Annotated in this window: 23 protein-coding genes; 20 read left to right on the top strand and 3 right to left on the bottom strand. The window is 70.3% G+C overall.

Annotated features, from left to right (window positions below; genetic code table 11):
- The first annotated feature begins 24 nt into the window (after positions 1-24).
- The 5 genes from V7050_RS00650 (at position 25) to V7050_RS00630 (ending at position 4611) form a co-directional block, all read left to right on the top strand.
- Positions 25-1557 carry an acyl-CoA carboxylase subunit beta gene (locus tag V7050_RS00650; protein ID WP_324365023.1) on the top strand — a complete coding sequence of 511 codons (1533 nt, stop codon included), beginning with the start codon at positions 25-27 and terminating at the stop codon, positions 1555-1557.
- Between the two features lie 126 nt (positions 1558-1683).
- Positions 1684-1926: a hypothetical protein gene (locus tag V7050_RS00645; RefSeq protein WP_324365021.1), complete on the top strand. Its 243-nt coding sequence runs from the start codon at positions 1684-1686 to the stop codon at positions 1924-1926.
- A 31-nt stretch (positions 1927-1957) separates the two neighbouring features.
- Positions 1958-2308 (top strand): hypothetical protein, encoded by a 351-nt coding sequence (locus tag V7050_RS00640; protein WP_324365020.1) that lies wholly within the window; start codon positions 1958-1960, stop codon positions 2306-2308.
- 67 nt (positions 2309-2375) lie between these two features.
- Positions 2376-2555 (top strand): hypothetical protein, encoded by a 180-nt coding sequence (locus V7050_RS00635; protein WP_324365019.1) that lies wholly within the window; start codon positions 2376-2378, stop codon positions 2553-2555.
- Positions 2556-2604: 49 nt separating this feature from the next.
- Positions 2605-4611, top strand: a complete 2007-nt coding sequence (locus tag V7050_RS00630) for an acetyl/propionyl/methylcrotonyl-CoA carboxylase subunit alpha (RefSeq protein ID WP_324365018.1) — start codon at positions 2605-2607, stop codon at positions 4609-4611.
- Positions 4612-4619: 8 nt separating this feature from the next.
- Here V7050_RS00630 and V7050_RS00625 read toward each other — a convergent pair whose 3' ends face one another.
- Together V7050_RS00625 and V7050_RS00620 are read right to left on the bottom strand one after the other, a co-directional pair.
- Positions 4620-4874 (bottom strand): PepSY domain-containing protein, encoded by a 255-nt coding sequence (locus tag V7050_RS00625; RefSeq protein WP_324365016.1) that lies wholly within the window; start codon positions 4872-4874, stop codon positions 4620-4622.
- A gap of 83 nt (positions 4875-4957) precedes the next feature.
- Positions 4958-5422 (bottom strand): DUF4174 domain-containing protein, encoded by a 465-nt coding sequence (locus tag V7050_RS00620; RefSeq protein WP_324365014.1) that lies wholly within the window; start codon positions 5420-5422, stop codon positions 4958-4960.
- Between the two features lie 123 nt (positions 5423-5545).
- Here V7050_RS00620 and scpA point away from each other — a divergent pair, with 123 nt between their 5' ends.
- The 13 genes from scpA (at position 5546) to V7050_RS00555 (ending at position 22769) form a co-directional block, all read left to right on the top strand.
- The gene (gene scpA / locus V7050_RS00615) at positions 5546-7678 is read left to right on the top strand and encodes a methylmalonyl-CoA mutase (protein WP_324365011.1); all 2133 of its coding nucleotides are present in this window, start codon (positions 5546-5548) and stop codon (positions 7676-7678) included.
- A 112-nt stretch (positions 7679-7790) separates the two neighbouring features.
- Complete coding sequence (locus V7050_RS00610; protein ID WP_324365008.1) at positions 7791-10070, top strand: NADP-dependent malic enzyme; 2280 nt, start codon at positions 7791-7793, stop codon at positions 10068-10070.
- A gap of 36 nt (positions 10071-10106) precedes the next feature.
- The gene (locus V7050_RS00605) at positions 10107-12002 is read left to right on the top strand and encodes an AMP-binding protein (RefSeq protein ID WP_324365006.1); all 1896 of its coding nucleotides are present in this window, start codon (positions 10107-10109) and stop codon (positions 12000-12002) included.
- A 219-nt stretch (positions 12003-12221) separates the two neighbouring features.
- On the top strand, positions 12222-12731 hold the full coding sequence (locus V7050_RS00600; protein ID WP_324365004.1) for a molybdopterin-dependent oxidoreductase: 510 nt from the start codon (positions 12222-12224) through the stop codon (positions 12729-12731).
- Positions 12732-12737: 6 nt separating this feature from the next.
- Entirely contained in the window at positions 12738-14366 is a 1629-nt protein-coding gene (locus tag V7050_RS00595) for a sensor histidine kinase (protein WP_324365002.1), read from the top strand.
- A 132-nt stretch (positions 14367-14498) separates the two neighbouring features.
- Positions 14499-16052, top strand: a complete 1554-nt coding sequence (locus tag V7050_RS00590) for a response regulator (protein ID WP_324365000.1) — start codon at positions 14499-14501, stop codon at positions 16050-16052.
- Positions 16053-17492 (top strand): sigma-54-dependent transcriptional regulator, encoded by a 1440-nt coding sequence (locus V7050_RS00585; RefSeq protein ID WP_324364998.1) that lies wholly within the window; start codon positions 16053-16055, stop codon positions 17490-17492. It abuts the gene before it with no gap.
- 94 nt (positions 17493-17586) lie between these two features.
- Entirely contained in the window at positions 17587-17985 is a 399-nt protein-coding gene (locus tag V7050_RS00580; protein ID WP_324364996.1) for a cytidine deaminase, read from the top strand.
- A complete protein-coding gene (gene deoC / locus V7050_RS00575; RefSeq protein WP_324364994.1) occupies positions 17982-18752 on the top strand; it encodes a deoxyribose-phosphate aldolase in 771 nt (256 codons plus the stop codon). The genes V7050_RS00580 and deoC overlap by 4 nt, the downstream gene beginning before the upstream one ends.
- Complete coding sequence (gene deoA, locus V7050_RS00570) at positions 18752-20059, top strand: thymidine phosphorylase (RefSeq protein ID WP_324364992.1); 1308 nt, start codon at positions 18752-18754, stop codon at positions 20057-20059. Before deoC ends, deoA begins: the two co-directional genes overlap by 1 nt.
- Positions 20059-21264 carry a phosphopentomutase gene (locus tag V7050_RS00565; protein ID WP_324364990.1) on the top strand — a complete coding sequence of 402 codons (1206 nt, stop codon included), beginning with the start codon at positions 20059-20061 and terminating at the stop codon, positions 21262-21264. Before deoA ends, V7050_RS00565 begins: the two co-directional genes overlap by 1 nt.
- Before the next feature lie 203 nt (positions 21265-21467).
- A complete protein-coding gene (upp, locus tag V7050_RS00560) occupies positions 21468-22100 on the top strand; it encodes a uracil phosphoribosyltransferase (RefSeq protein ID WP_324364988.1) in 633 nt (210 codons plus the stop codon).
- Positions 22101-22109: 9 nt separating this feature from the next.
- The gene (locus V7050_RS00555; protein ID WP_324364986.1) at positions 22110-22769 is read left to right on the top strand and encodes a DUF924 family protein; all 660 of its coding nucleotides are present in this window, start codon (positions 22110-22112) and stop codon (positions 22767-22769) included.
- Here the strand turns inward: V7050_RS00555 and V7050_RS00550 are convergent.
- Entirely contained in the window at positions 22766-23413 is a 648-nt protein-coding gene (locus tag V7050_RS00550; RefSeq protein ID WP_324364984.1) for a sulfotransferase family protein, read from the bottom strand. The two genes, V7050_RS00555 and V7050_RS00550, sit on opposite strands and share 4 nt — an antisense overlap.
- A 211-nt stretch (positions 23414-23624) precedes the next feature.
- On the opposite strand from V7050_RS00550, the gene V7050_RS00545 reads away from it, so the two are divergent.
- Entirely contained in the window at positions 23625-24290 is a 666-nt protein-coding gene (locus V7050_RS00545) for a glutathione S-transferase family protein (RefSeq protein ID WP_324364982.1), read from the top strand.
- A gap of 136 nt (positions 24291-24426) precedes the next feature.
- On the top strand, positions 24427-24721 hold a 295-nt coding region (locus V7050_RS00540), incomplete at its 3' end, for an XdhC family protein (RefSeq protein WP_324410166.1).

Genomic DNA, 24721 nt, shown 5'->3' with positions numbered 1-24721 from the left:
CCAGGCCGCAGGGGGAAGGGGCGCATGAAGCACATCCTCGAAGAGCTAGAAGACCGCCGCGCCGAGGCGCGGATCGGCGGGGGACAGCGCCGCATCGACGGGCAGCACGCCAAGGGCAAGCTGACGGCGCGCGAACGCCTCGAGGTGCTGCTCGACGAGGGCAGCTTCGAGGAATTCGACATGTTCGTGGCGCATCGCTGCGCCGAGTTCGGCATGGGATCGACCAGCTATCCCGGCGACGGCGTCGTCACCGGCTGGGGCACGATCAACGGAAGGCAGGTCTATGCCTTCAGCCAGGACTTCACGGTCTTCGGCGGCTCGGTCTCCGAGACCCATGGCCAGAAGATCTGCAAGATCATGGACATGGCCATGCGCAACGGCGCGCCGGTGATCGGGCTCAACGATTCCGGCGGCGCGCGCATCCAGGAGGGCGTCGGCTCGCTCGCGGCCTATGGCGAGGTGTTCCAGCGCAACATCCTCGCCTCCGGCGTGGTGCCGCAGATCTCGGTGATCATGGGCCCCTGCGCCGGCGGCGCGGTCTATTCGCCGGCCATGACCGATTTCATCTTCATGGTGCGCGACTCCTCCTACATGTTCGTCACCGGCCCGGACGTGGTGAAGACCGTGACCAACGAGGTGGTCACCGCCGAGGATCTGGGCGGGGCCAAGACCCATACCACCCGGTCCTCGGTCGCCGACGGCGCCTACGAGAACGACATCGTCGCGCTGATGGAGGTGCGCCGGCTCTTCGACTTCCTGCCGCTGTCGAATCGCGAGGTGCCGCCGGTGCGCCCCTTCTACGATTCGCCCGAGCGCATCGAGGAGAGCCTCGACACGCTGGTGCCCCCCAATGCGAACACGCCCTACGACATGAAGGAGCTGATCCGGAAGGTCGCCGACGAGGGCGATTTCTTCGAGATCCAGCCCGATTTCGCGCGGAACATCCTGACCGGCTTCATCCGGCTGGAGGGCTCGACGATCGGGGTGGTGGCCAACCAGCCGCTGGTGCTGGCGGGCTGCCTCGACATCGATTCGGCGCGCAAGGCGGCGCGTTTCGTGCGCTTCTGCGACGCCTTCTCGATCCCGATCCTGACCTTCGTCGACGTGCCGGGCTTCCTGCCGGGCACGGCGCAGGAATTCGGCGGCATCATCAAGCACGGCGCCAAGCTGCTCTTCGCCTATGGCGAGGCGACGGTGCCCAAGGTCACGGTCATCACCCGCAAGGCCTATGGCGGGGCCTATGACGTGATGAGCTCCAAGCACCTGCGCGGCGACGTGAACTACGCCTGGCCGACGGCGGAGATCGCGGTGATGGGCGCGCGGGGCGCGGTGGAGATCCTCTATCGCTCCGAGCTCGCCCAGCCGGAGAAGATCGCGGCGCGGACCCGGGACTACGAGGCGCGTTTCGCCAATCCCTTCGTGGCGGCGGAGAAGGGCTTCATCGACGAGGTGATCATGCCGCATTCCACCCGGCGGCGGGTGGCCCGGGCCTTCGCCGGCCTGCGCTCGAAGCGGGCGGAGACCCCGTGGAAGAAGCACGACAACATTCCGCTGTGATCGGGCGGGCGGGGGAGAGGGGCATGAAACGGACCCATCCGATCGCCGTCGGCCAGGGCTCGTCCGATGGACAGCGGGCGAGTGGCGCACTATGTCCAGAGATGGCTCAAGACGGGAGCTTTCGCCATGCGCCGCCTCTGGATGTCGCTGCCAAAGCTCATTCGCTTCATGCTGGTCCATATCGCGAACGGCATGGTCATCGGCTGCAGCTTCCTGCTGGTGCTGATCTGGTTCGACGTGGCGGGCCTCGCGGGGCTGCTCGAAAGCGACACCAGCGGGCTCGCGACCTTCCTGCTCTTCTTCCAGACCGCGCTCACCTTCGGGGCGGTCTCGATGGGCGTGGCGGTGATGCATCTCGGCGAGGATTGACCGGGACGCCGCAGCCGGCGGGAGGCGGGGGGTGCTGAAGCATCGCGGCTTCCCCGGCCGGCTGCCCGGAACCGACCTTCAGTTCACCATCCGCCGGGCGGCGCGCGACGGCGCCACGCCGCTGAAGGCGCGCGAGCGCTACGCCGACCGGCGGCCGCTCGACCGCGCCGCCGACCGGGCGTTCCTGGCGGCACTCTGGGCGCAGTTCGGGGCGGAGCCCTTCGAGCGCGGCAACCTCGACGCCGGCCGGCTCGGCTGGCTCTTCGGGCGCGAGATCCTGCCGGCGGACGATCCCTTCGACCCCGCGAGCTACGAGGCGCGGCTGGTGATCGACGAGGCGCGGGCGCGCGCGAGTTTTCCGGAAGCCTTCGAGGATGGGTGACGCCCGCATCCGCCTCGTCGCGCTGCGATCCTGCGCCGGGAGGCGCCAATTGAGAGGAAGCGAGACGATGAAACGCATCAAGGGACTGGCGAGCCTCGCCGCCGTGCTGATGACCGCCGCCTGCGCGAGCGGCTCGGCCCCCGAGGCCTCGCCCGAGAACCGCGCGGCGCTGAACGAGCAGATGCTGCAGCAGGACAGCCTTTCGTCGGGCTTCATCCCGGGCCAGGGCCCGACGATTGGTCCGTGACGGACCCCCGAGCGAGCGAGAGGCGGAGCGGAGGAGCGAGCGAGGAACGATGTTCGAGAAGATCCTGATCGCGAATCGGGGCGAAATCGCCTGCCGGGTCATCAAGACCGCCCGGCGGATGGGCATCGCGACCGTCGCCGTGCATTCGGACGCCGATGCCCATGCCCTGCATGTGCGCATGGCCGACGAGGCGGTGCATATCGGCCCGGCGCCGGCGAGCCAGTCCTATATCGTGATCGAGCGCATCCTGGAGGCGATCCGGGCGACCGGGGCCGAGGCGGTGCATCCGGGCTACGGCTTCCTGTCGGAGCGCGCGGATTTCGCGGCGGCGCTGGCGGCGGAGGGCGTCGCCTTCATCGGCCCGCCGGTGGGCGCCATCGAGGCGATGGGCGACAAGATCACTTCGAAGAAGCTCGCAGCCGAGGCGGGCGTCTCGACGGTGCCGGGCTTCATGGGGCTGATCGACGATGCGGAGCACGCCGCGCGCATCGCCACGGAGATCGGCTATCCGGTGATGATCAAGGCCTCGGCCGGGGGTGGCGGCAAGGGCATGCGCATCGCCTGGGACGAGGCGGAGGCGCGCGAGGGCTTCGAGCGGTCGCGCTCGGAGGCGGCCTCGAGCTTCGGCGACGACCGCATCTTCATCGAGAAGTTCGTCACCCAGCCGCGGCACATCGAGATCCAGGTGCTCGGCGACCAGCACGGCAATTGCATCTACCTGCACGAGCGGGAATGCTCGATCCAGCGGCGCAACCAGAAGGTCATCGAAGAGGCGCCCTCGCCCTTTCTCGATGCCGACACGCGCCGGGCGATGGGCGAGCAGGCGGTCGCGCTGGCGAAGGCGGTCGACTACTGCTCCGCCGGGACGGTGGAATTCATCGTCGACGGCGCGCGCAACTTCTACTTCCTGGAGATGAACACGCGGCTGCAGGTCGAGCATCCCGTGACCGAGCTGATCACCGGCATCGACCTGGTGGAGCAGATGATCCGGGTGGCGGCGGGGGAGAGGCTGGCGATCGGGCAGCAGGACGTGCGCCTCGACGGCTGGGCGATCGAGAGCCGGCTCTATGCCGAGGACCCCTATCGCAACTTCCTGCCCTCGATCGGCCGGCTCACCCGCTACCGCCCGCCGGTGGAGATCCGCGAGGCGGAGCGGGTGGTGCGCAACGACACCGGCGTCTTCGAGGGCGGCGAGATCTCGATGTACTACGACCCGATGATCGCCAAGCTCTGCACCTGGGCGCCGGACCGCGCCGCCGCGATCGCGGCCATGGGCGTGGCGCTCGACGAATTCGAGGTCGAGGGAATCGGCCACAACCTGCCCTTCCTCTCTGCGGTGATGGAGCATCCGCGGTTCCGGTCGGGCGAGATCACCACCGCCTTCATCGCCGAGGAATATCCCGAGGGCTTCGCCGGCGTGGATCTGCCGGAGGCGGTGCTGCGCGATCTCGCGGCGCTGGCCGTGGCGGTGCATCACGCCGGGGAGAAGCGGGCGGCGCGGATCAGCGGCCGGCTCTCGCATCACGAGCGCCATGTGGGCGACACCTGGGTGGTTGGCATGGCGGGGCGGTCCTGGCCCGCGCGGGTGATCGAGGAGGGCAGCGGCCCGGTGATCGAGCTCGAGGACGGCGCGCGCCTCACGATCGCCAGCGACCATGCCGGCGCCTTCTGGGATCCGGTGGTGGCGGTCGCGGTGGGCGGGCGGCCGCGCTCGGTCAAGCTCGACCGCATCCCCGGCGGCTACCGCATGCGCTACCGCGGCGCGGATCTCAAGGTCTCGGTGCGCTCGGCGCGCCACGCGGAACTGGCCGCGAAGATGCCGCAGAAGGCGCCGCCCGACACCTCGAAGCTCCTGCTCTGCCCGATGCCGGGGCTGGTGGTGCGCATCGACGTGGCCGAGGGCGACGAGGTCTTCGACGGCCAGTCGCTCGCCATGATCGAGGCGATGAAGATGGAGAACGTGCTGCGCGCCGAGCGCCGGGCGCGGGTCGCGAAGATCCATGCCAGCCCCGGCGACAGCCTCGCCGTCGATGCCGTCATCCTGGAGTTCGAGTGATGCCGGCCTCAGCGGTTGCGGCGGCTCCGGGGTTCGCCGCTGAAAGGATCGATGCGGACGCTCCTGCGGCGGTTGTCCGCGTTGATGAATTCGACGTCCCAGTAGCCGTCGTCGTCCCATTCGATCTCGGTGAAGACCCGGACCGGTTGGCTCGTTTCGACCCCGGCGACGATCTGGCTGAGCGGCAGCCCGTTGGCGGGCGGCAGGTTCTGCGCGAAGGCCGGTGCCGCGACGAGGAGGAGAGCGATGGCAAGCAGGCGCATGGGGGTTTCCTGTGGGCGCTGGTGACGTCGGGCAATCCGACGGATGCTGGAGGGTGGTGCGTCGCGACGCCAGCCGCTCGTGCTCACTGCCGCCGCGAGCCGGTCTCCTGCCGGCGCGAGGGCATGCGGTCGATGAGATTGATCAGCTCGCGCGCCGTGGTCGGCGCCGGGCGGCGCTGGGCGACGGTGCCGTCGATGTCGATGAGCACGAGGTTGAAGCCGCGCGGCCTGAGCGCGGTGCGCAGCGGCCCCTTGGCGGCGGGATCGGTGTCGGTGAGGATGACCACGTCGCGCTCGGCCAATTCGACGGCGCGCTCGTCGAGCATGCGCATCTGCTGCTGGAAGCGCGGATCGTTCGGGGTGTCGGCGAAGACCACGATCGGCCGGGCCACCCAGAGCAGATCCTCGAGCGCCGGCTGCTCGGACGCCTCCGCAGCGGCGGATTGCGCCGTGGCCGTGGCCGTGGCCTGGACGGGTGCCCCGTCCTGGGCCGCGGCCGGGCCGGCCGCGAGCAGGATGGCGATGGCGATCAGGCGGGCAGGCGGCATGAATTTCTCCCTCGTCCCAAGACATAGGCACACCGTTGCGGGATGCGAGAGAGAATCCGGGCAATTCGGGTCGGGGGCGGGGATTTTGCGCCGCCCCTGCGTGGCGGGATGAGGAGCGGAGCGATGGGCGAGGCGGATCTGGCGCGCTGGCGCGAACTGGCGGAGCGCGAGCTGAAGGGCGCGAAGGTGGAGAGCCTCGACTGGGCGACGCCCGAGGGCATCACCGTGCGGCCGCTCTACACCGGGCAAGATCTGGCGAGCCTCGGCCATCTCGGCAGCCTGCCCGGCCTCGCGCCCTTCACCCGCGGGCCGCGGGCGACGATGTATGCCGGCCGGCCCTGGACGATCCGGCAATACGCCGGCTTCTCGACGGCGGAGGAATCGAACGCCTTCTACCGCAAGGCGCTGGCCGCCGGGCAGCAGGGGGTGAGCGTCGCCTTCGATCTCGCGACCCACCGCGGCTACGACAGCGACCATGCGCGGGTGGAGGGCGATGTCGGCAAGGCGGGCGTGGCGATCGATTCGGTGGAGGACATGAAGATCCTCTTCGACGGCATCCCGCTGGAGAAGGTCTCGGTCTCGATGACCATGAACGGCGCGGTGATCCCCGTGCTGGCCTCCTTCATCGTCGCCGGCGAGGAGCAGGGCGTGGCGCGCGGCGAGCTCTCGGGCACGATCCAGAACGACATCCTCAAGGAGTTCATGGTCCGCAATACCTACGTCTATCCGCCGGACCCCTCCATGCGGATCGTCTCGGACATCATCGCCTATACCGCCGCCGAGATGCCCAAGTTCAACTCGATCTCGATCTCCGGCTACCACATGCAGGAGGCGGGCGCGAACCTGGTGCAGGAGCTCGCCTTCACGCTGGCGGACGGCCGCGAATACGTGCGGGCGGCGATCGCGGCGGGGATGGACGTGGACGCCTTCGCCGGGCGGCTGAGCTTCTTCTTCGCCATCGGCATGAACTTCTTCATGGAGGCGGCGAAGCTCCGGGCGGCGCGGCTGCTCTGGCACCGCATCATGACGGAATTCGGGCCGAAGAAGCCCGCGAGCCTGATGCTGCGCACCCATTGCCAGACCTCGGGCGTCAGCCTGCAGGAGCAGGACCCCTACAACAACGTGGTGCGGACCGCCTACGAGGCCTTGGCGGCGGTGCTCGGCGGCACCCAGTCGCTGCACACCAATTCCTTCGACGAGGCGATCGCGCTGCCCACCGAATTCTCGGCGCGGATCGCGCGCAACACCCAGCTGATCCTGCAGCACGAGACCGGGGTGACGCGCGTGGTCGATCCGCTGGCGGGCTCCTATTACGTGGAGAGCCTGACCGCGGCGCTGGCGGATCAGGCCTGGGCGCTGATCGGCGAGGTCGAGGCGATGGGCGGCATGACCAAGGCGGTGGCGAGCGGCATGCCCAAGCTCCGCATCGAGGAATCGGCGGCGCGGCGGCAGGCGGCCGTTGACCGCGGCGAGGAGGTGATCGTCGGCGTCAACCGCTACCGGCTGGAGCGGGAGGATGCGATCGAGATCCGCGACGTGGACAATGCCCGCGTGCGCGAGGCGCAGGTGGCGCGGCTGGAGCGGATCCGCGCGACGCGGGACCCGGAGGCCTGGGCGCAGGCGATCGAGGGGCTGGAGCGCACGGCGCGCGAGGGCGGCAACCTGCTGGCGGCGGCGGTCGAGGCGGCGCGCGCACGCGCCACCGTGGGGGAGATATCGGACGCGATGGAAAAGGTATTCGGGCGGCACCGGGCCGAGGTGAAGACGCTCGCCGGGGTCTATGGCGCGGCCTACGAGGGCGACGCGGGCTTCGCCGCGATCCAGGCGGACGTGGAGCGATTCGCCGAGGAGGAGGGGCGCCGGCCGCGCATGCTGGTGGTCAAGATGGGCCAGGACGGCCACGACCGCGGCGCCAAGGTCATCGCCACCGCCTTCGCCGACATCGGCTTCGACGTGGACGTCGGCCCGCTCTTCCAGACCCCCGAGGAGGCGGCGCAGGACGCCGTCGACAACGACGTGCATGTGGTGGGCATCTCGAGCCAGGCGGCCGGGCACAAGACCCTGGCGCCGAAGCTCGTCGCCGCGCTCCGGGCGCAGGGGGCCGGGGAGATCCTGGTGATCTGCGGCGGGGTGATCCCCCAGCAGGATTACGGCTTCCTCCGGGAGGCGGGGGTGAGCGCGATCTTCGGGCCCGGAACCAACATTCCCCGGGCGGCGCGGGAGATCCTCGACCTGATCCGCAGCGCGCGCCGCTGACGCCGCACGAGGGGCCTTTCGACGCGCCGCAGAAGCGCGCTAGGAAGGAGGGGAGAAAGCGTCGCCCGGCCGGGACGGCGCTCGCACAGCGAGATGAACGGAGGAAGCTGAGATGAGTGACGGCAGCACTGACAACGTCCGCCAGGCGGCGCTCGACTACCACGAATATCCCAAGCCGGGGAAGCTCGAGATCCGGGCGACCAAGCCGATGGCGAACCAGCGCGACCTCGCCCGTGCCTATTCCCCCGGCGTCGCCGAGGCCTGCCTCGAGATCAAGTCCGATCCCGGCGCGGCGGCGCGCTACACCGCCCGCGGCAACCTGGTGGCGGTGGTCAGCAACGGCACGGCGGTGCTCGGGCTCGGCAATATCGGCGCGCTGGCCTCGAAGCCGGTCATGGAGGGCAAGGCGGTGCTCTTCAAGAAGTTCGCCAATGTGGATTGCTTCGACATCGAGGTGAACGAGAAGGACCCCGAGCGCCTCGCCGAGATCGTCACCTCGCTCGAGCCGACCTTCGGCGCGATCAACCTCGAGGACATCAAGGCGCCCGATTGCTTCGTGGTCGAGCGCCTCTGCCGCGAGCGCATGAAGATCCCGGTGTTCCACGACGACCAGCACGGCACGGCGATCGTGGTCGGCGCGGCGGCGATCAACGCGCTGCGCGTGGCCGAGAAGAACATCGAGGAGGTCAAGATCGTCTCCACCGGCGGCGGCGCCGCCGGCATCGCCTGCCTCAAGATGCTGATCAAGCTCGGCGCGAAGCGCGAGAACATCTGGCTCTGCGACATTCACGGCCTGGTCTACGAGGGCCGCGAAGTCGACATGAACCCGGAGAAGGCGTTCTTCGCCCAGGCCAGCGACAAGCGCACGCTCGGCGATGTGATCGGCGGCGCGGATCTCTTCCTCGGCCTCTCGGGGCCGAACCTGCTGAGCGGCGAGATGGTCAAGGAAATGAGCGAGGATCCGATCATCCTCGCGCTCGCCAACCCCAATCCGGAGATCGACCCCGAGGTGGCGCGCGCCGCCAATCCGCGGGCGATCATCGCCACGGGCCGGTCGGATTACCCCAACCAGGTCAACAACGTGCTCTGCTTCCCGTTCATCTTCCGCGGCGCGCTCGATGTCGGCGCCACGACGATCAACGACGAGATGGAGATCGCCTGCGTCGAGGGGATCGCGGCGCTGGCGCGCGGCTCGTCGAGCGCGGAGGCCGCGGCCGCCTATCGCGGCGAGCGGCTGAGCTTCGGCCGCGAATACCTGATCCCCAAGCCCTTCGACCCGCGGCTGCTCGCCATCGTCGCCTTCGCGGTGGCCAAGGCCGCCATGGACAGCGGCGTCGCCGAGCGCCCGCTGGCCGATCTCGAAGCCTATCGGCAGGAGCTCAACCGGTCGGTCTACCGCTCCGCCTTCATCATGCGCCCGGTCTTCGAGGTGGCCAAGACCAGCGTGCGCCGCATCGTCTTCGCCGAGGGCGAGGACGAGCGGGTGCTGCGGGCCGCGCTGGCCATGGGCGAGGAGGGCGTGGACCGGCCGATCCTGATCGGGCGCCCCGAGGTCATCGAGCGGCGCTGCGAGCGCAACGCCATTCCGCTCAAGATCGACCGCGACTTCGATCTGGTGAACCCCGAGGACGACCCGCGCTACCGGGAGTACTGGGAGACCTATCACGCGCTCCAGGAGCGCCGCGGCATCACGCCGGATCTCGCCCGGGCGATCATGCGCACCAACGCCACCGCGATCGGGGCGGTGATGGTGCATCGCGAGGATGCCGACAGCCTGATCTGCGGCACCTTCGGCCAGTATCTCTGGCACCTCAACTACGTGCGCCAGATTCTCGGCACCTCCGCCCTGCGGCCGGTCGGGGCGCTCTCCCTGATGATCCACGAGGGCGGGGCGCTCTTCGTCGCCGACACCCAGGTCAACCCGGTGCCCACCCCGCAGCAGGTCGCCGACACGGTCGTCGCCACCGCCCGGCACGTGCGCCGCTTCGGACTGGAGCCGAAGATCGCGCTCTGCTCGCATTCCCAGTTCGGCAATCTCGATTCCGATTCCGGCAGGCGGATGCGCGCGGCGCTGGAGATCCTCGACGCCCAGGGACTCGATTTCGCCTATGACGGCGAGATGCAGTCGGATGCGGCGCTCGATGCCGCCGTGCGCGCGCGGATCTTCCCGAACTCGCGGTTCGAGGGCGCGGCCAATGCGCTGGTCTACTCGACCACGGATTCGGCGAGCGCGGTGCGCAACATCATCAAGATGGTCGCGGGCGGCCTGGAGGTGGGGCCGATCCTCATGGGGATGGGCAACAAGGCGCATATCGTGACGCCCTCCATCACCGCGCGCGGGTTGCTCAACATCGCGGCCCTGGCCGGGGCGCCGGTGCAGAGCTACGCCTGAGGAGGACCGAGCGCCCCGGCCCGAAAGGGGGAAGACATGGGATATGCAGAGATCTACCGGGGCTGGAAGGCCGATCCCGAAGGCTTCTGGCGCAAGGCGGCGGAAGCGATCGACTGGATCGAGCCATCGCGCGCGGTGCTCGATTCCAGCCGGGCGCCGCTCTACGGCTGGTTCGCCGACGGGGTCTGCAACACCTGCTTCAACGCGGTGGACCGCCACGTGCTCGCCGGTCACGGCGAGCGCACCGCGATCATCCATGATTCGCCGATCACCGGGACGAAATCCGCGATCAGCTATGGCGAGCTGCGCGAGCGGGTCGCGCGGCTCGCCGGGGCGCTCGCCGCGCGGGGCCTGGGCAAGGGCGACCGCGTCGTCATCTACATGCCCATGGTGCCCGAGGCGCTCGTCGCCATGCTCGCCTGCGCCCGGCTCGGCGCGGTGCATTCGGTGGTCTTCGGCGGCTTCGCGGCGCCCGAGCTCGCCGTGCGCATCGACGATGCCCGGCCCAAGGCGCTGATCGCGGCCTCCTGCGGCCTCGAGCCCGGCCGGGTGGTGCCCTACAAGCCCATGGTCGATGCGGCCATCGACCTGGCGCGATCCAAGCCCGAGTTCTGCGTCATCCTCCAGCGCGACCAGGCGCGGGCGGATCTGGTCGCCGGCCGCGACCACGAATGGGAGGCCTTCCAGGAAGGCGCCGCGCCGGCGGATTGCGTCCCGGTCGGCGGCATGGACCCGCTCTACATCCTCTATACCTCCGGCACGACCGGCGCGCCCAAGGGCGTGGTCCGCCCGAGCGGCGGCCATCTGGTGGCGCTGGCCTGGACGATGAGGAACATCTACGGGGTCGAGGCGGGGGACGTCTTCTGGTCGGCCTCGGACGTGGGCTGGGTCGTGGGCCATTCCTACATCTGCTACGGGCCTTTGATCGCCGGCGCGACCACCATCGTCTTCGAGGGCAAGCCGGTGGGAACGCCCGATGCCGGCACTTTCTGGCGCGTCATCGCCGAGCACGGGGTGAAGAGCTTCTTCACCGCGCCGACCGCCTTCCGCGCGATCAAGCGCGAGGATCCGGAGGCGAAGCTCGTCGGCGACTACGACCTCTCCTCGCTGAAATACCTGTTCCTCGCCGGCGAGCGCGCCGATCCCGACACGATCGAATGGGCGCAGCGCCACCTGAAGGTCCCGGTGATCGACCATTGGTGGCAGACCGAGACCGGATGGGCGATCGCCGCCAATCCGGCGGGGATCGAGCTCCTGCCGGTCAAGCTCGGCTCGCCCACCGTGCCGATGCCGGGCTACGACGTGCAGATCCTCGGCGAGGCGGGCGAGCCGCTGCCCACCGGCCAGCTCGGCGCGGTGGCGATCCGGCTGCCGCTGCCGCCGGGCACGCTCTCGACGCTCTGGAACGCCGAGGCGCGCTTCGTGACATCCTATCTCACCACCTACCCGGGCTATTACGAGACCGGCGACGCCGGGATCATCGACGCGGACGGCTATGTCTCGATCATGGCGCGCACCGACGACGTCATCAACGTGGCCGGGCATCGTCTCTCCACCGGCGCCATGGAGGAGGTGCTCGCGAGCCATCCCGACGTGGCGGAATGCGCGGTGATCGGCGTGGCCGACGAGCTCAAGGGCCAGCTGCCCATGGGCTTCATCTGCCTCAACCGCGGCTGCGAGCGCGACCACGACGCGATCATCCGCGAATGCGTGAAGCTCGTGCGCGAGCGCATCGGGCCGGTGGCGGCCTTCAAGGCGGCGGTGGTGGTGGACCGGCTGCCCAAGACGCGCTCGGGCAAGATCCTGCGCGGGGTCATGGGGCGGATCGCCGACGGCCAGGAATTCAAGGCGCCGGCGACCATCGACGACCCGGCGATCCTCGGCGAGATCAGCGAATCGCTGGCGCAGATCGGCTATCCGCACGCCCATTGATCCGGCCCCTCCAGGGACTGGGCGTTGCATTTTGCAAGGGATCTCGCGGAAAGCGTGGCGTCTTGCAAATCTGGTTGAGTTCGAAGTCTTGAATATTCGATCTGCGAGTATTGACCCGATCCGGCGTCTTTGGCACGAGTCTTGCTTGATCATGGGTGGGTGCAACGGGGCGAGTCCTCGCCGCTGAGATGCGGCGGGGTGAGTCGAGGAGTAACGAGCGTGCCTGTGAAGCCCGTTCTGGCCGCCTGGGCGCGCCGCGCCGCCGCGATGGCGATCCTTGTGATCCTTGCCGCGGCGCGCCCCGCTTCGGCCGATGACGACATCCTCCTCTCGCTCAGCCGCGGACCGGAGAACGTCGAGACGCTCGCCTTCACGCTCGCGGATCTCGCGGCCATGCCGCAGGTCACCATCCGGACCGACAACGAATGGACCGACGGCCCGGTCAGCTACACCGGACCGCTGGTTCGCGACGTGCTCGAGCGCCTCGCGCTCCAGGATGCGGAGACCCTGCGCTTCACCGCGGCCAACGACTATTATGTCGACATCCCCGGCAGCGACTTCCGCCGATACGACGCGATCATCGCGATCGAGGCCGACGGCAAGCCCCTTTCCCGGCGCGACAAGGGGCCGCTCTGGGTCATGTATCCGATCTCGGATCACGACGAGCTGCGTTCCCGGGAGATCTATTCGCGCCTCATCTGGCAGGTCGTCCGCATCGAATCGCTCTGACCGCTGATGCGTCCCACCCCCCGCTACCTCGGTTTGATCGTGCTCCTGGCCATGGCCGGGTTCGCCGCCGTGGGCTTCTTCACGATCCGCCGCGACGTCGAGGGTCTGCGGGTGATCAGCCAGGACAACATCCTCTGGTCGGCGACGCAGATGGAGGTCGAGCTCCTGCGCTTCGAGCTCAGCCTCGCCGAGCTCCGCAGCGACCTGACCGAAGAGGCGCTCGAGGACGTGCGGGAGCGCTTCGACATTCTCTGGAGCCGGGTCTTCCTGATGAACCGCGGCCGCGTGGGCCAGGTGATGCGCGGTTACGACGAGGGTTTCGGGTCGCTCAAGAAGATCGCCACCTATCTCGAGGAGATCGACCCCGTCCTGCAGGCGCTCCACCCCGAGGACATCGTGACGATCGAGCGGATGCAGGTGGAACTGGAGGGTTTCCAGCAGGAGCTCCGGCTCTACACGCTGCGGGTGGTGCGCGCCGACACCGCGGCGAGCGCGCTGGTGCGGGACCGGATCCAGTCCAGCGCGCAGACCACCGCCATCGTCAGCATCGCGGCGGTGCTGCTCAGCGTGCTGTCGCTCTTCCTGATCCTGCGCGAGAACCGGCGCCAGCGCGAGCTGGTCCGGCTGAGCCGCCAGCATGCCGAGGAAGCCGAGCTGTCGAGCCGGGCCAAATCGCGCTTCCTGACGATGATGAGCCACGAATTGCGCAATCCGCTCAACGGCGTGCTCGGGCCGCTGGCGCTGCTCAACCAGACCGAGCTGGGCGGCGTGCAGCAGCGCCTGGTGGGGCAGGCGCAGCAATGCGGCCGCTCCATGCTGCAGATGCTCGCGGGCCTGCTCGATTATTCCGAGATGCAGGACGGGCGGCTCTTCCTGGTGCGCGCGCCGTTCTCGGTGGCGGAATTGTGCAACTCGGTGCGCGAGGCGCTGGCGAGCGACGGTGCGGCCGACCTCGAGGTGAAGGTCCTGCCGGAAACCCCGGACCGGCTGGACGGGGATGTCGACCGCATCTGCCAGATCTTCGTGCATCTGACCGAATTCGTGCTGGAGGCCCGGCCGACGGAGAACGTCTCGCTGAGTTTCGGCCATGACGGCAAGGCGCTGGTCGGCGAGATTGCCCTCGGGGCCGGCGACGCGACGATGGACTGGAAGCTCGACCTGCTGATGGGCCTCAGCGACGTGGCGGCCGACCAGGTCTCGGCCGACGCCCTGCGGCCGCTGATCTCCCGGGGGCTGATCGCCACGGCGCGCGGCATGCTCAGCCTCGAGGACGGGCCCGGCGGGCGGCAGGTGATCCGGGTCTCCCTCCCGGCCGCGCCGGTGAAGAGCGAGCGGATCCGCATCCATCTGGAGACGCGCTCCTCGGCGCTGGCGACGATCTACCAGGCCGCGCTGCGCTCCGAGCGGGTGACCTTCGCCGAGCCCGAGGATACGGAGCCCGTCGACGTGGTGCTGGTCGATACCACGAGCGTGGGCGAAGATCCGCTGATGTCACGTTTGCGCGAGCGCTTTCCCGGCGCGCTCTTCGTATCGCTCGGATTGCCGCAGAAGCCTGATATCTTTGACGATGTCGTTGAAATTCCAAGCGACGTGAACGGCCTGCGCCGGAGCATCTTCAGCCGGGTCGCCTCCTGACCGCTGGATGCATTGCTTTTGCATTTTGCAGCACCTCGTGTATTGTACGCTGAAATCGCCCAGGCCGATTCAACTATTGAGTGTTGTCGGGCGGTGACGCGAGGGGCGTTTCCCGGAGTGCCCGAGGATAGAATGAAACCACTGAACGCAGCGTTCGATTCCGGATTGAGCCCGGCCGCCGCGGCGCCGCTGCCCGAGAGCCGGCTCGAGCTGGCGATGCTCGCCCATGACATGCGCAACGCCCTGCAAGGCATCTTCGGTGGCCTCGGGGCGCTCGAAGCCGCCGATCCTCCGTCCGAAGCGCGGGCGCAGATCCAGCGGATCGCCGCGGCGGCGCGGACGATCGAGGCGCTGTCGGACGTGCTGGCGGGTTCCAGGCGGGCGGCGGAGAGCGCCGTGGCCAGCGACGGCTGCACCGATCTCGGCGGATTTCTCGATGCCTTCGAGAGCCGCTGGGCGCCGGAGGCAAGGGCGAGGGGCTTGGGCTTCGAGCTCATGGCGGAGCGCAGCCTGCCCTCGGCGCTCGCGACCGACGGCCTGGCGCTGGCGCGGGTGCTCGGCAATCTCGTCGGCAATTCCATCGCCCACAGCGATCGCGGCACGGTCTCGGTCGCGGTCCGGCGCGCGCCCGAAGGCGGCATCGCCTTCCGGCTGACCGACGAGGGATCGGGGCTGAATGCCGCCGCGCTGGCCGCGGTCTCGGGCTCCCGCGGCCGCGTCACCGGCCTCGCCAGCTCCGGGCACGGGCTGGGGCTCCGCATCGTGCAGGAGCTCTCGGCGGAAATCGGTGCGCGCATCGCCATCGGCAACCGCGATGCGGGCGGCGTGGAGGCCCTGCTGGAACTGCCGGCGGCGCTCTGCATCGAGACCGCGGTGCTGCCCTCCATGCGCACCGGGGAGAAGCGGCGCGGCCTTCTGGCCGGCCTGAGGATCCTGCTCGCCGAGGACAATCCGACCAACCAGATGGTCGCCACCCAGATGCTCAACATGCTCGATGCCGAGGTCACGCTCAGCGCGGACGGGATCGAGGCGCTGGAACGCTTCGAGGAGACCGCGTTCGATCTCGTGGTGGTCGATATCGAGATGCCGCGCATGACCGGCCTCGACGTGATCCGCGCCATCCGGTCGCGCCGCGACGGCCGCCAGGACACGCCGATCGTCGCGCTGACCGCCTATGCCCTGCGCGAGCATCGCGACCGCATCGCCGGGGCGGGGGCGAACGGGCTGATCTCCAAGCCGATCGCCAGCATCGAGGCCCTTGCCAGGGGGCTCGCCGAGCATGTGCGGCGGGGACCCCAGGCCGCGCCGGCACCGGCGGGGAAGGCGGCGATGGCGGATGGCGAGCCGGTGGTCGATCTGGCGATCTATGACGCGCTCGCCGAGGCGATCGGCGCGGAGATGATGTCGGAGCTGCTGGAGAAGGTGGTGGCCGATCTCGGCAGCGCCCGCGACGATCTGGCGGGCAGCCTCGCCCCGGTCGAGCGCGGCCCGATCCGCTCGGCCTCGCATATCCTCATCTCGGTGGCGGGCGCGATCGGGGCGAACCGGCTCCAGCGCTGCGCCCGCAAGCTCAACACCGCGGCCCATGCCGAGGATCTGACGGGCATCGCCGATCTGGTCCGCATCTGCATGTCGGAGATCGACGCCGCGGTGATCTATGCCGAGGCCCGGCGGACGGAGACCTGAATGCCCGGCCGATTGCTGCTCGTCGAGGATACGCCATCGCTCTCGATGGTCTACCGGCAGGTGCTGGAACGCGCCGGCCATCCGGTGATCTCGGCCTCCACCCTGGCCGAGGCGCGGGCACAGATCGGCGCGGAGCGCATGCGGCTGGTCATGCTGGACCTGCAGCTGCCCGACGGGGACGGCCTCGACCTGCTCGACGAATTGCATCGCGACCGGCCCGAGGTCCGGGTGATCGTCATCACCGCGAACGGCTCGATCAACCGCGCGGTCCAGGCGATGCGCGCCGGCGCCTTCGACTTCCTCGTCAAACCGTTCGACGAGACCCGGCTGCTGAGCGCGGTGCAGAACGCGCTGGCGACCGCGCCCTTCGTGCCGGAGGCGGCGGTGGAGGCGGAGACCGGGCGCGACGGCTTCGAGGGCTTCATCGGGCGCTCCACGGCGATGCGCGAGATCTACCGCATGGTCCGCTCCATCGGCCGCTCCACCGCGACGGTCTTCATCACCGGCGAGAGCGGCACCGGCAAGGACGTCTGCGCCCGGGCGATCCACGCGGTCTCGGCGCGCGCGGCCAGGCCCTTCGTGCCGCTCAACTGCGCCGCGATCCCGCGCGACCTGCTGGAATCGGAGGTCTTCGGCCATCTCAAGGGCGCCTTCACCGGCGCGCTTTCCGACAAGCCCGGTGCCGCGGCGGTCGCCAATGGCGGCACGCTCTTCCTCGACGAGATCTGCGAGATGGATCTCAGCCTCCAGACCAAGCTCCTGCGCTTCCTGCAGACCTCGACGATCCAGCCGGTCGGCTCGGCCCGCGCCACGCCGGTCGACGTGCGCATCGTCTGCGCCACCAATCGCGACCCGGCCGAGGAGGTCCGCGCCGGCAGGTTCCGCGAGGATCTCTACTACCGGCTGCATGTGGTGCCGATCCACATGCCGCCCCTGCGCGGCCGGCCCGAGGACATCATCGAGATCGCCTCCGCCAATCTCGCCGCCTTCGCCGCCGAGGAGGGCAAGACCTTCACCGGCTTCGATCCCGAGGTCTCGCGCATCCTCGCGAGCCGGCCCTGGCCGGGGAACGTGCGCCAGCTCCTCAACGTGCTGCGCAACGTGGTGGTGCTCCACGACGGCCCGCTGGTGACGGCGGGCATGCTGCCGGTCGAGCTGTCGCTGACCGAGGCCCCGTCCGCACCGGTGCCGGCGCCCGCGACGGCGGCCGAGCCGGCGGCCGGCGGCAACGGGGTGCGGAGCGCCGGCAGTCTCGGCGACCGCATCGCGCCGCTGGTGGGAACGCCGCTCGCCGAGGTCGAGCGCCAGCTGATCGAGGCGACGATCGAGCATTGCGGCGGCTCGATCCCGCGCGCCGCCAAGGTGCTCGAGCTTTCCCCCTCGACGATCTACCGCAAGATCGAGAGCTGGTCCGCGGGCCAGCGCCAGGCCGGGGCCTGACCGGGGCCTGACCGGGAGGCCGCGGCCGCCCGCGCTTGCCAAGCCCGGCCCGCTCGCCAATACTCGGCCGGCAAGCTGGATCGGATCCTGAGCCATGAGCCTCTTCGACGCCGCATCGCGGGCCCGGGAGAACGCGCATGCACCCTATTCGGGCTTCAGGGTCGGGGCGGCGATCCGCTGCCGCGACGGCCGGGTCTTCGCCGGCTGCAACGTGGAGAACGTCGCCTATCCCCAGGGCACCTGCGCGGAGGCCGGGGCGATCGCGGCGATGGTGGCGGCGGGCGAAAGGGACATCGCCGAGGTGCTGGTCCTCGCCGACGCCCCGGATCCGGTCCCGCCCTGCGGCGGCTGCCGCCAGAAGCTGGCGGAATTCGCCGGCCCGGAGACGCCGGTGATCCTCGCCGGCCCCGAAGGCGAGCGGGCGCGCATGACCCTCGGCGCCCTGCTGCCGGGCGCCTTCACGCGGCAACATCTGGAGCGGGGCGAGACATGATTGTGGACAGCGAGCAGAGGACCATCGCGCGCCGCGCCCTGGTCTGCCTCGATCTCACCGATCTCGACGAGGGCAGCGACGCCGCGGCGATCGAGAAGCTCTGCGCGCGCGCGCAGACGCCGCATGGCTCGGTGGCGGCGGTCTGCATCTGGCCGCGCTTCGTGGCGCAGGCGAAGGCGGCGCTGGCCCATACCGGCATCCGCGTCGCCACGGTCGTGAACTTCCCCGGCGGCGACGAGAAGCTCGATGCCGTGGAGGCGGCGACGCGGGCGGCGCTCGACGCCGGCGCCGAGGAGATCGACATGGTGGTGCCCTGGCGCGGGCTGCGCGCCGGCGGCGAGGATGCGGTCACCGAGGCGGTGCGCCGGATCAAGGCGGTCTGCGGCCCGGCCCCGCTCAAGGCGATCCTCGAGACCGGCGAATTGCGCGACCCCGCGCTGATCGGCGTGGCCGCCGAGCGCGCGCTCCGGGGCGGGGCGGATTTCCTCAAGACCTCCACCGGCAAGGTCCCGGTCAACGCCACCCCCGAGGCGGCGCGCATCCTGCTCGACGCGATCGCGCGCCACGGCGGCGGCGCCGGCTTCAAGGCCTCCGGCGGCGTGCGCAGCGTCGCCGACGCCGGGGTCTATCTCGGCCTCGCCGACGAGATCATGGGGCCGGGCTGGGCCGGGCCGAGGCATTTCCGCATCGGCGCCTCCGGGCTGCTCGACGCCCTGCTCGCGACGCTCGAGGGGACCGAGGCCGCGGAGGACGACGAGGACTACTGATGCTGCCCCAGGAGATCATCGCAGCCAAACGCGACGGCGGGGAGCTGACCGGGGACCAGATCCGCTTCATGGTCGCGGGCCTGAGCGACGAGACGATCTCCGAGGGCCAGGTCGCGGCCTTCGCCATGGCGGTCCTCTTCCGCGGCATGACGACCGCCGAGCGGGTGGCGCTGACGCTGGCGATGCGCGACTCGGGCCGGGTGCTCGACTGGGACCTGCCCGGCCCGGTGGTCGACAAGCATTCGACCGGCGGGGTGGGGGACAACGTGAGCCTGATGCTCGCCCCGGCGCTCGCTGCCTGCGGCGCCTATGTGCCGATGATCTCCGGGCGGGGACTGGGGCATACCGGCGGCACGCTCGACAAGTTCGACGCGATCCCCGGCTATGCGACCCAGCCCGACACCGCGACCTTCGCCCGCGTCGTCGCCGAGGCCGGCTGTGCGATCATCGGCCAGACGGCGGATATCGCGCCCGCGGACCGGCGGTTCTACGGCATCCGCGACGTGACCGGGACCGTGGAATCGATCGACCTGATCACCGCCTCGATCCTGTCGAAGAAGCTCGCCGCCGGGCTCGACGCGCTGGTGCTCGACGTCAAGACCGGCACGGGCGCCTTCATGGCCCGGCTCGAAGACGCAGAGGCGCTGGCCCGCGCGCTGGTCGAGGTGGCGAAGGGCGCGGGCTGCCCGACCTCGGCGCTCGTCACCGACATGAACGAGCCGCTCGCCAGCGCCGCCGGCAATGCGCTGGAGATGGCCAATGCCGCGCGCTTCCTGCGCATGGAGGCGGTCGACGCGCGGCTCTGGGACGTGACCGTGGCGCTCGGGGGCGCGCTGCTCGTGCAGGCGGGGCTCGCCGCGAACGCGGCGGAAGGGGCCGAGGCGATGGGCGAGGCCTTCCAGTCGGGCCGGGCGGCGGAGCGCTTCGGGCGCATGGTCGCGGCCCTGGGCGGGCCGGCGGATTTCCTGGAGAATTTCGAGACGCATCTGCGCGAGGCCGCCGTTGTCGAGGACGTGCCCGCGGGGGCCGAGGGCTTCGTGACCGCGATCGACACCCGCGCGCTGGGGCTCGCCGTGGTCGAGCTCGGCGGCGGCCGGCGGCGGGCGAGCGACCGCATCGACCATTCGGTCGGGCTCGACCAGCTCGCCGGGCTCGGCCTCGCGGTCGAGGCCGACACGCCGCTCGCGCGCATCCATGCCGCCGATGCCGCGGGCCTCGAGGCAGCGCGGGCGCGCCTGCTCGCCGCCTATGCGATCGGCCCCGAGGCGCCCGAGACCGGCCCGCTGATCCGCGAGCGGATCGCCTGATGCCGCGCGCGCTCCTCATGGTGATGGATTCGGCCGGCTGCGGCGGCGCGCCGGATGCGGCGGAATTCGGCGACGCCGGCGCCAATACCCTCGGCCATATCGTGCAGGCCTGCGCCGAGGGCCGGGCCGAGGAGGGGCGCTCCGGCCCGCTCCAGGTGCCGAACCTCGCGGCGCTGGGTCTCGGCGGCGCGCTGCGGCTCGCCTCCGACATCGCGCTCCCGGGGCTCGATGCTCCGCCCCGCGGCCTCTGGGGGGCGGCGACGGAGGTCTCGCGCGGCAAGGACACGCCCTCGGGCCATTGGGAACTCGCCGGCGTGCCGGTGCCCTGGGAATGGCATTATTTCCCGCGCGAGGATCCGGCCATCCCGCCGGAGGTCACCGAGCCGCTGATCGCGCGCGCCGGCCTCGAGGGCACGCTCTGCAACGTGCATTCCTCGGGCATGCCGGTGCTGCGCGAATACGGCGAGGAGCATATCCGCACCGGCAAGCCGATCCTCTATACCTCCGTCGACAGCGTGCTGCAGATCGCCGCGCACGAGACGCATTTCGGGCTGGAGCGGCTCTACGATACCTGCCGGATCGCCGCGGAGATCGTGCATCCCCTGCGGGTGGGCCGGGTGATCGCCCGGCCCTTCGTCGGCGAGACGGCCGAGACCTTCTTCCGCACGCCGAACCGCCGCGACCTCGCGATCCCGCCGCCCGAGCCGACGCTGCTCGACCGGGTGGTGGCGGCGGGCGGGCGAACCCATGCCATCGGCAAGATCGGCGACATCTTCGCCCATCGCGGCATCACCACGCTCGCCAAGGGCAAGGACGACATGGCGCTGGTGGATGCGACGCTGGCGGCGCTGGAGGCGGCAGACGATGGCGATCTCATCTTCGCCAATTACGTGGATTTCGACACGCTCTACGGCCATGCCCGCGACGTGGCGGGCTATGCAAGGGCGCTGGAGGCCTTCGATGCGCGCCTGCCGGAGGTCTTCGCGCGGCTGCGCCCCGGCGACCTGATGGTCGTCACCGCCGACCACGGCAACGACCCGACCTGGGAGGGCACCGACCACACCCGCGAGCGCGTGCCGGTGCTGGGATGCGGGCCGGGGCTCGCGCCGCGGAGCATCGGGCTCGTCGGCTACGCCGATGTCGGCGAGACGCTCGCGGCGCATCTCGGCATCCCGCCGGGCAGGCACGGGCGGAGCTTCCTGTGACGATGGCCGACCTGTCGCTGCCCGGCGATGCCCGCCGGGCGGGGTGGATGTGCAGGGCGCGTCAGCGGCTCCGGTGGGCGCGGACACCGATCGAGGAGGATTGACACCGGGTTAACGCCGAAACGATAACGCTGAAATATCAACTGTTTGCTGAGATGTGCGCGCGCGCACAACCCTGCCGAGCCGCCTGCGAGGAGGCCCCGATGCCCGAGCACCTGACCATCGTCGAGCACCCGCTGGTGCAGCACAAGCTGACGCTCATGCGCGAGCGCGACACCTCGACCGCGAGCTTCCGGCGGCTCCTGCGCGAGATCAGCCACCTGCTCGCCTACGAGGTCACCCGCGACCTGCCGATGACCACGCGCACCATCGAGACGCCGCTCGAAGAGATGGAGGCGCCGGTGCTGAAGGGCAAGAAGCTCGCGCTAGTCTCGATCCTGCGCGCGGGCAACGGGCTGCTCGACGGCGTGCTGGAGCTGATCCCCTCCGCACGGGTGGGCTTCGTCGGCCTCTACCGCGACGAGGCGACGCTGCAGCCGGTGCAATATTATTCCAAGCTGCCCGCCGATCTGGCCGAGCGGGTGACGATCGCGGTGGACCCGATGCTGGCCACGGGCAATTCCTCGGCCGCGGCGGTCGATCTCATCAAGGCGGCCGGCGCGACCGACGTGCGCTTCCTCTGCCTGCTCGCCGCCCCCGAAGGCGTGGCGCGCATGAAGGACGCCCATCCGGACGTGCGCATCGTGACCGCCGCGCTCGATCGGCGGCTCAACGACCGCGGCTACATCCTGCCCGGCCTCGGCGACGCCGGCGACCGCATGTTCGGCACAAAGTAGGGCTGGCCCATGACCGACCGCGATCCGACGCCCGACGAGATCCTGGCCTTCTGGTTCCCCGACGGCCCCGATCCGGAGCCCGACGCCCATATCGGCCTCTGGGAATGGCGCATGCGCGGCGGCGCCCATGCGGAGGTCGTCGCGCGCTTCTCCGGCGCGACCGAACGCGCCGCCGCGGGCGAGTTCGACGCTTGGGCCGGAACGCCGCGCGGCCGCCTCGCCCTGATCATCCTGCTCGACCAGTTCTCCCGCTCGGTCTGGCAAGGCACGCCGCGCGCCTTCGCCCAGGACCCGAAGGCGCTCGCCCTCTGCCTCGAAGGGCTCGACAACGGCGATTTCGACGCGCTGGAGAACGCTTGGCAAAAGGCCACCTTCAAGCTGCCGCTGGTGCATTGCGAATGCCCCGGCCATCTCGCCAATCTCGACCGCAACCTCGCGCTCGCGGCGCGGATCGCCGAGGAGGCGCCGGAGCGGCTGAGACCGATGTACCGGAACATGGCCCGTCGACAGGCGCCCGCCGTGCGCGCCGTGATCGCCGCCTTCGGACGCCATCCGCACCGCAACGTGATCCTCGGCCGGGCCTCGACCCCGGAGGAGGCCGAATATCTCGCCAGGGGCGCCTTCCCGCACCAGAGCGACATGAGAAAGCTGGCGCGAGACGATCCCTAGGCCTGCCGACCGGCCTGCTCGGCGGCCCGTTTCGCCAGGAATTCGTCCACGCCCTTCTGGAAATCCTTCGTCGCATTGACGCGCGGGAAGGCCACATCCGGAACCGGAACGCCGAGGAAGTCGCAGAGCGGCCCCCAGCCGTCGCCGAGCTTGTGGATCAGCAGCCGTTCCGGCGCCACGCGCGCCTTCACCGCCGCCACATTCGCCTCGTAGACGGCGATGCAATGCTCCCGGTCCGCGGGCCTGCCGCCGAAGACGCGCAGCGACAGCAGCTGGCTGCCCGGCGCGCTCTCCTCGGTCTCGGTATCCGCGAGCACGACGCGCAGGATCGTCTTCGAATAGCTCTCCCACCAGCTTTCCGCAGAGCGCCAGGTCAGCAGGACCTTCGCGTCCGGGAATGCCTCGACCAGCTGCGGCCAGTAATAGGCCGAGGGCCAGTCGAGGCAGGAGCGGTAGCCACCGAGCAGCAGGTCCCAGTCCGGGGTCGCGCCGCAGGCGATGGCGCGCCAATGCGCCCGCGTCTCGGGATTGGCGATCACCTCGCGCTGGTGGTGGCAGGGACCGAAGCCGAGGATGTTCAGCGCCTCGCGCATGGAATCGGTGCCCGTGCGGCCGAATCCGGTCCCGATGACTTTGAGCGTCATGTCTTGCCCTCCCGGCGCCGCGACGGCGCCCGGGGAGGCTAGACGGCGCGCTCGCCCGTGACAACGCCGGCGCGGCCTCTCGCCGACCCCCGCGCCGCCGGATAGCCGCCGGCCGGTTTCCCGCGACGCTTTCGACCGATCCCTTGCCGCGAATGGCTGCTATGCTGCGCGCCATGCGCAGGCCGGGCGAAGGCCGGGCGGGGAGGAGCGAATGACCGAAGCCGAACAGCCGACGCTGCACTATCATCCCTTCGCCTCCTTCTGCCAGAAGGTGCTGATCGCGCTTTACGAGAAGGCAATCCCCTTCCGGCCGAACCTCGTCGACCTGGGAGATCCCGAGGAACGCGCCGCGCTCACCCGCCTCTGGCCGTTCGGGAAATTTCCCGTGCTGGAGGATGCCGGGCGGGTCGTGGCCGAATCGAGCTCGATCATCGAATATCTCGACCTGCGCCATCCCCGGGCGCCACGCATGGTGCCGGAGGAACCGGCTTCGGCGCTCGCCGTGCGCACGGCCGACCGCTTCTACGACACCTACGTGCACCTGCCGATGCAGAAGATCGTCACCGATTGCATCCGGCCGGAGGGGCGGGCCGATCCGCAGGGGGTGGAGGAGGCGCGCGCCACGCTGGCGACCGCCTATGCCATGATCGAGGCGGAGGCGGGCGCGCGGGAATGGGCTGCCGGCGATCGCTTCGGCATGGCCGATTGCGCCGCGGCGCCGGCGCTCTTCTACGCCAATTGGGTGCAGCCGCTCTTGCCGGACCATCCCGCTGCGGCTGCCTATCTGGCGCGGCTGCGGGCGCGGCCTTCCGTCGCCCGCGTGGTCGAGGAGGCGCGACCCTATCGGCATCTCTTCCCGGCGGAGCGCCGGGGCTGAGACCGGGGCGCCGCCGGTCCCGGCCCCGCCCGTGCGGATTGCTCGGTAGCCTGCCGCGCCGCGCTGCGGCGCAGCCTCTGTCCCTGCCGCGGCCGGAGGTCTATATCACGGCTGTGACCCTGAGACAGGATGCCGCATGATCGCCGATCTCGACCGCATTCCCGAGATTGCGCTCGACTGGTCGCGCGCGGGCAAGGGCGCCGCGCTCGCGACCGTGATCGAGACCTGGGGCTCGGCGCCGCGGCAATGCGGCGCGCAGATGGTGATCCGGTCGGACGGCGAGATGATGGGGTCGGTCTCGGGCGGCTGCGTCGAGGGCGCGGTGGTGGCCGAGGCGCTGGAGGCGCTGGAGGCGGGCGCGCCGCGGATCCTCGACTACGGCGTGAGCGACGCCGACGCCTTCGCGGCCGGCCTCGCCTGCGGCGGGCGGA

Source organism: Amaricoccus sp. (assembly GCF_036846665.1).
Classification (GTDB): Bacteria; Pseudomonadota; Alphaproteobacteria; order Rhodobacterales; family Rhodobacteraceae; genus Amaricoccus.
The sequence above is the reverse complement of the archived record's forward strand: the minus strand, read 5'-3'. Positions and strand labels throughout refer to the sequence as shown.

Excerpts from the sequence above, each read along its gene's own strand:
- V7050_RS00545 (WP_324364982.1), top strand. The coding sequence starts at position 23,625 with ATGACCGAAGCCGAACAGCCGACGCTGCACTATCATCCCTTCGCCTCC.
- V7050_RS00585 (WP_324364998.1), top strand. The coding sequence starts at position 16,053 with ATGCCCGGCCGATTGCTGCTCGTCGAGGATACGCCATCGCTCTCGATG.
- V7050_RS00590 (WP_324365000.1), top strand. The coding sequence starts at position 14,499 with ATGAAACCACTGAACGCAGCGTTCGATTCCGGATTGAGCCCGGCCGCC.
- scpA (WP_324365011.1), top strand. The coding sequence starts at position 5,546 with ATGGGCGAGGCGGATCTGGCGCGCTGGCGCGAACTGGCGGAGCGCGAG.
- deoC (WP_324364994.1), top strand. The coding sequence starts at position 17,982 with ATGATTGTGGACAGCGAGCAGAGGACCATCGCGCGCCGCGCCCTGGTC.
- V7050_RS00635 (WP_324365019.1), top strand. The coding sequence starts at position 2,376 with ATGAAACGCATCAAGGGACTGGCGAGCCTCGCCGCCGTGCTGATGACC.
- V7050_RS00605 (WP_324365006.1), top strand. The coding sequence starts at position 10,107 with ATGGGATATGCAGAGATCTACCGGGGCTGGAAGGCCGATCCCGAAGGC.
- V7050_RS00620 (WP_324365014.1), bottom strand. The coding sequence starts at position 5,422 with ATGCCGCCTGCCCGCCTGATCGCCATCGCCATCCTGCTCGCGGCCGGC.
- upp (WP_324364988.1), top strand. The coding sequence starts at position 21,468 with ATGCCCGAGCACCTGACCATCGTCGAGCACCCGCTGGTGCAGCACAAG.
- V7050_RS00565 (WP_324364990.1), top strand. The coding sequence starts at position 20,059 with ATGCCGCGCGCGCTCCTCATGGTGATGGATTCGGCCGGCTGCGGCGGC.
- V7050_RS00625 (WP_324365016.1), bottom strand. The coding sequence starts at position 4,874 with ATGCGCCTGCTTGCCATCGCTCTCCTCCTCGTCGCGGCACCGGCCTTC.
- V7050_RS00650 (WP_324365023.1), top strand. The coding sequence starts at position 25 with ATGAAGCACATCCTCGAAGAGCTAGAAGACCGCCGCGCCGAGGCGCGG.
- deoA (WP_324364992.1), top strand. The coding sequence starts at position 18,752 with ATGCTGCCCCAGGAGATCATCGCAGCCAAACGCGACGGCGGGGAGCTG.
- V7050_RS00645 (WP_324365021.1), top strand. The coding sequence starts at position 1,684 with ATGCGCCGCCTCTGGATGTCGCTGCCAAAGCTCATTCGCTTCATGCTG.
- V7050_RS00595 (WP_324365002.1), top strand. The coding sequence starts at position 12,738 with ATGCGTCCCACCCCCCGCTACCTCGGTTTGATCGTGCTCCTGGCCATG.
- V7050_RS00610 (WP_324365008.1), top strand. The coding sequence starts at position 7,791 with ATGAGTGACGGCAGCACTGACAACGTCCGCCAGGCGGCGCTCGACTAC.
- V7050_RS00580 (WP_324364996.1), top strand. The coding sequence starts at position 17,587 with ATGAGCCTCTTCGACGCCGCATCGCGGGCCCGGGAGAACGCGCATGCA.
- V7050_RS00550 (WP_324364984.1), bottom strand. The coding sequence starts at position 23,413 with ATGACGCTCAAAGTCATCGGGACCGGATTCGGCCGCACGGGCACCGAT.
- V7050_RS00555 (WP_324364986.1), top strand. The coding sequence starts at position 22,110 with ATGACCGACCGCGATCCGACGCCCGACGAGATCCTGGCCTTCTGGTTC.
- V7050_RS00630 (WP_324365018.1), top strand. The coding sequence starts at position 2,605 with ATGTTCGAGAAGATCCTGATCGCGAATCGGGGCGAAATCGCCTGCCGG.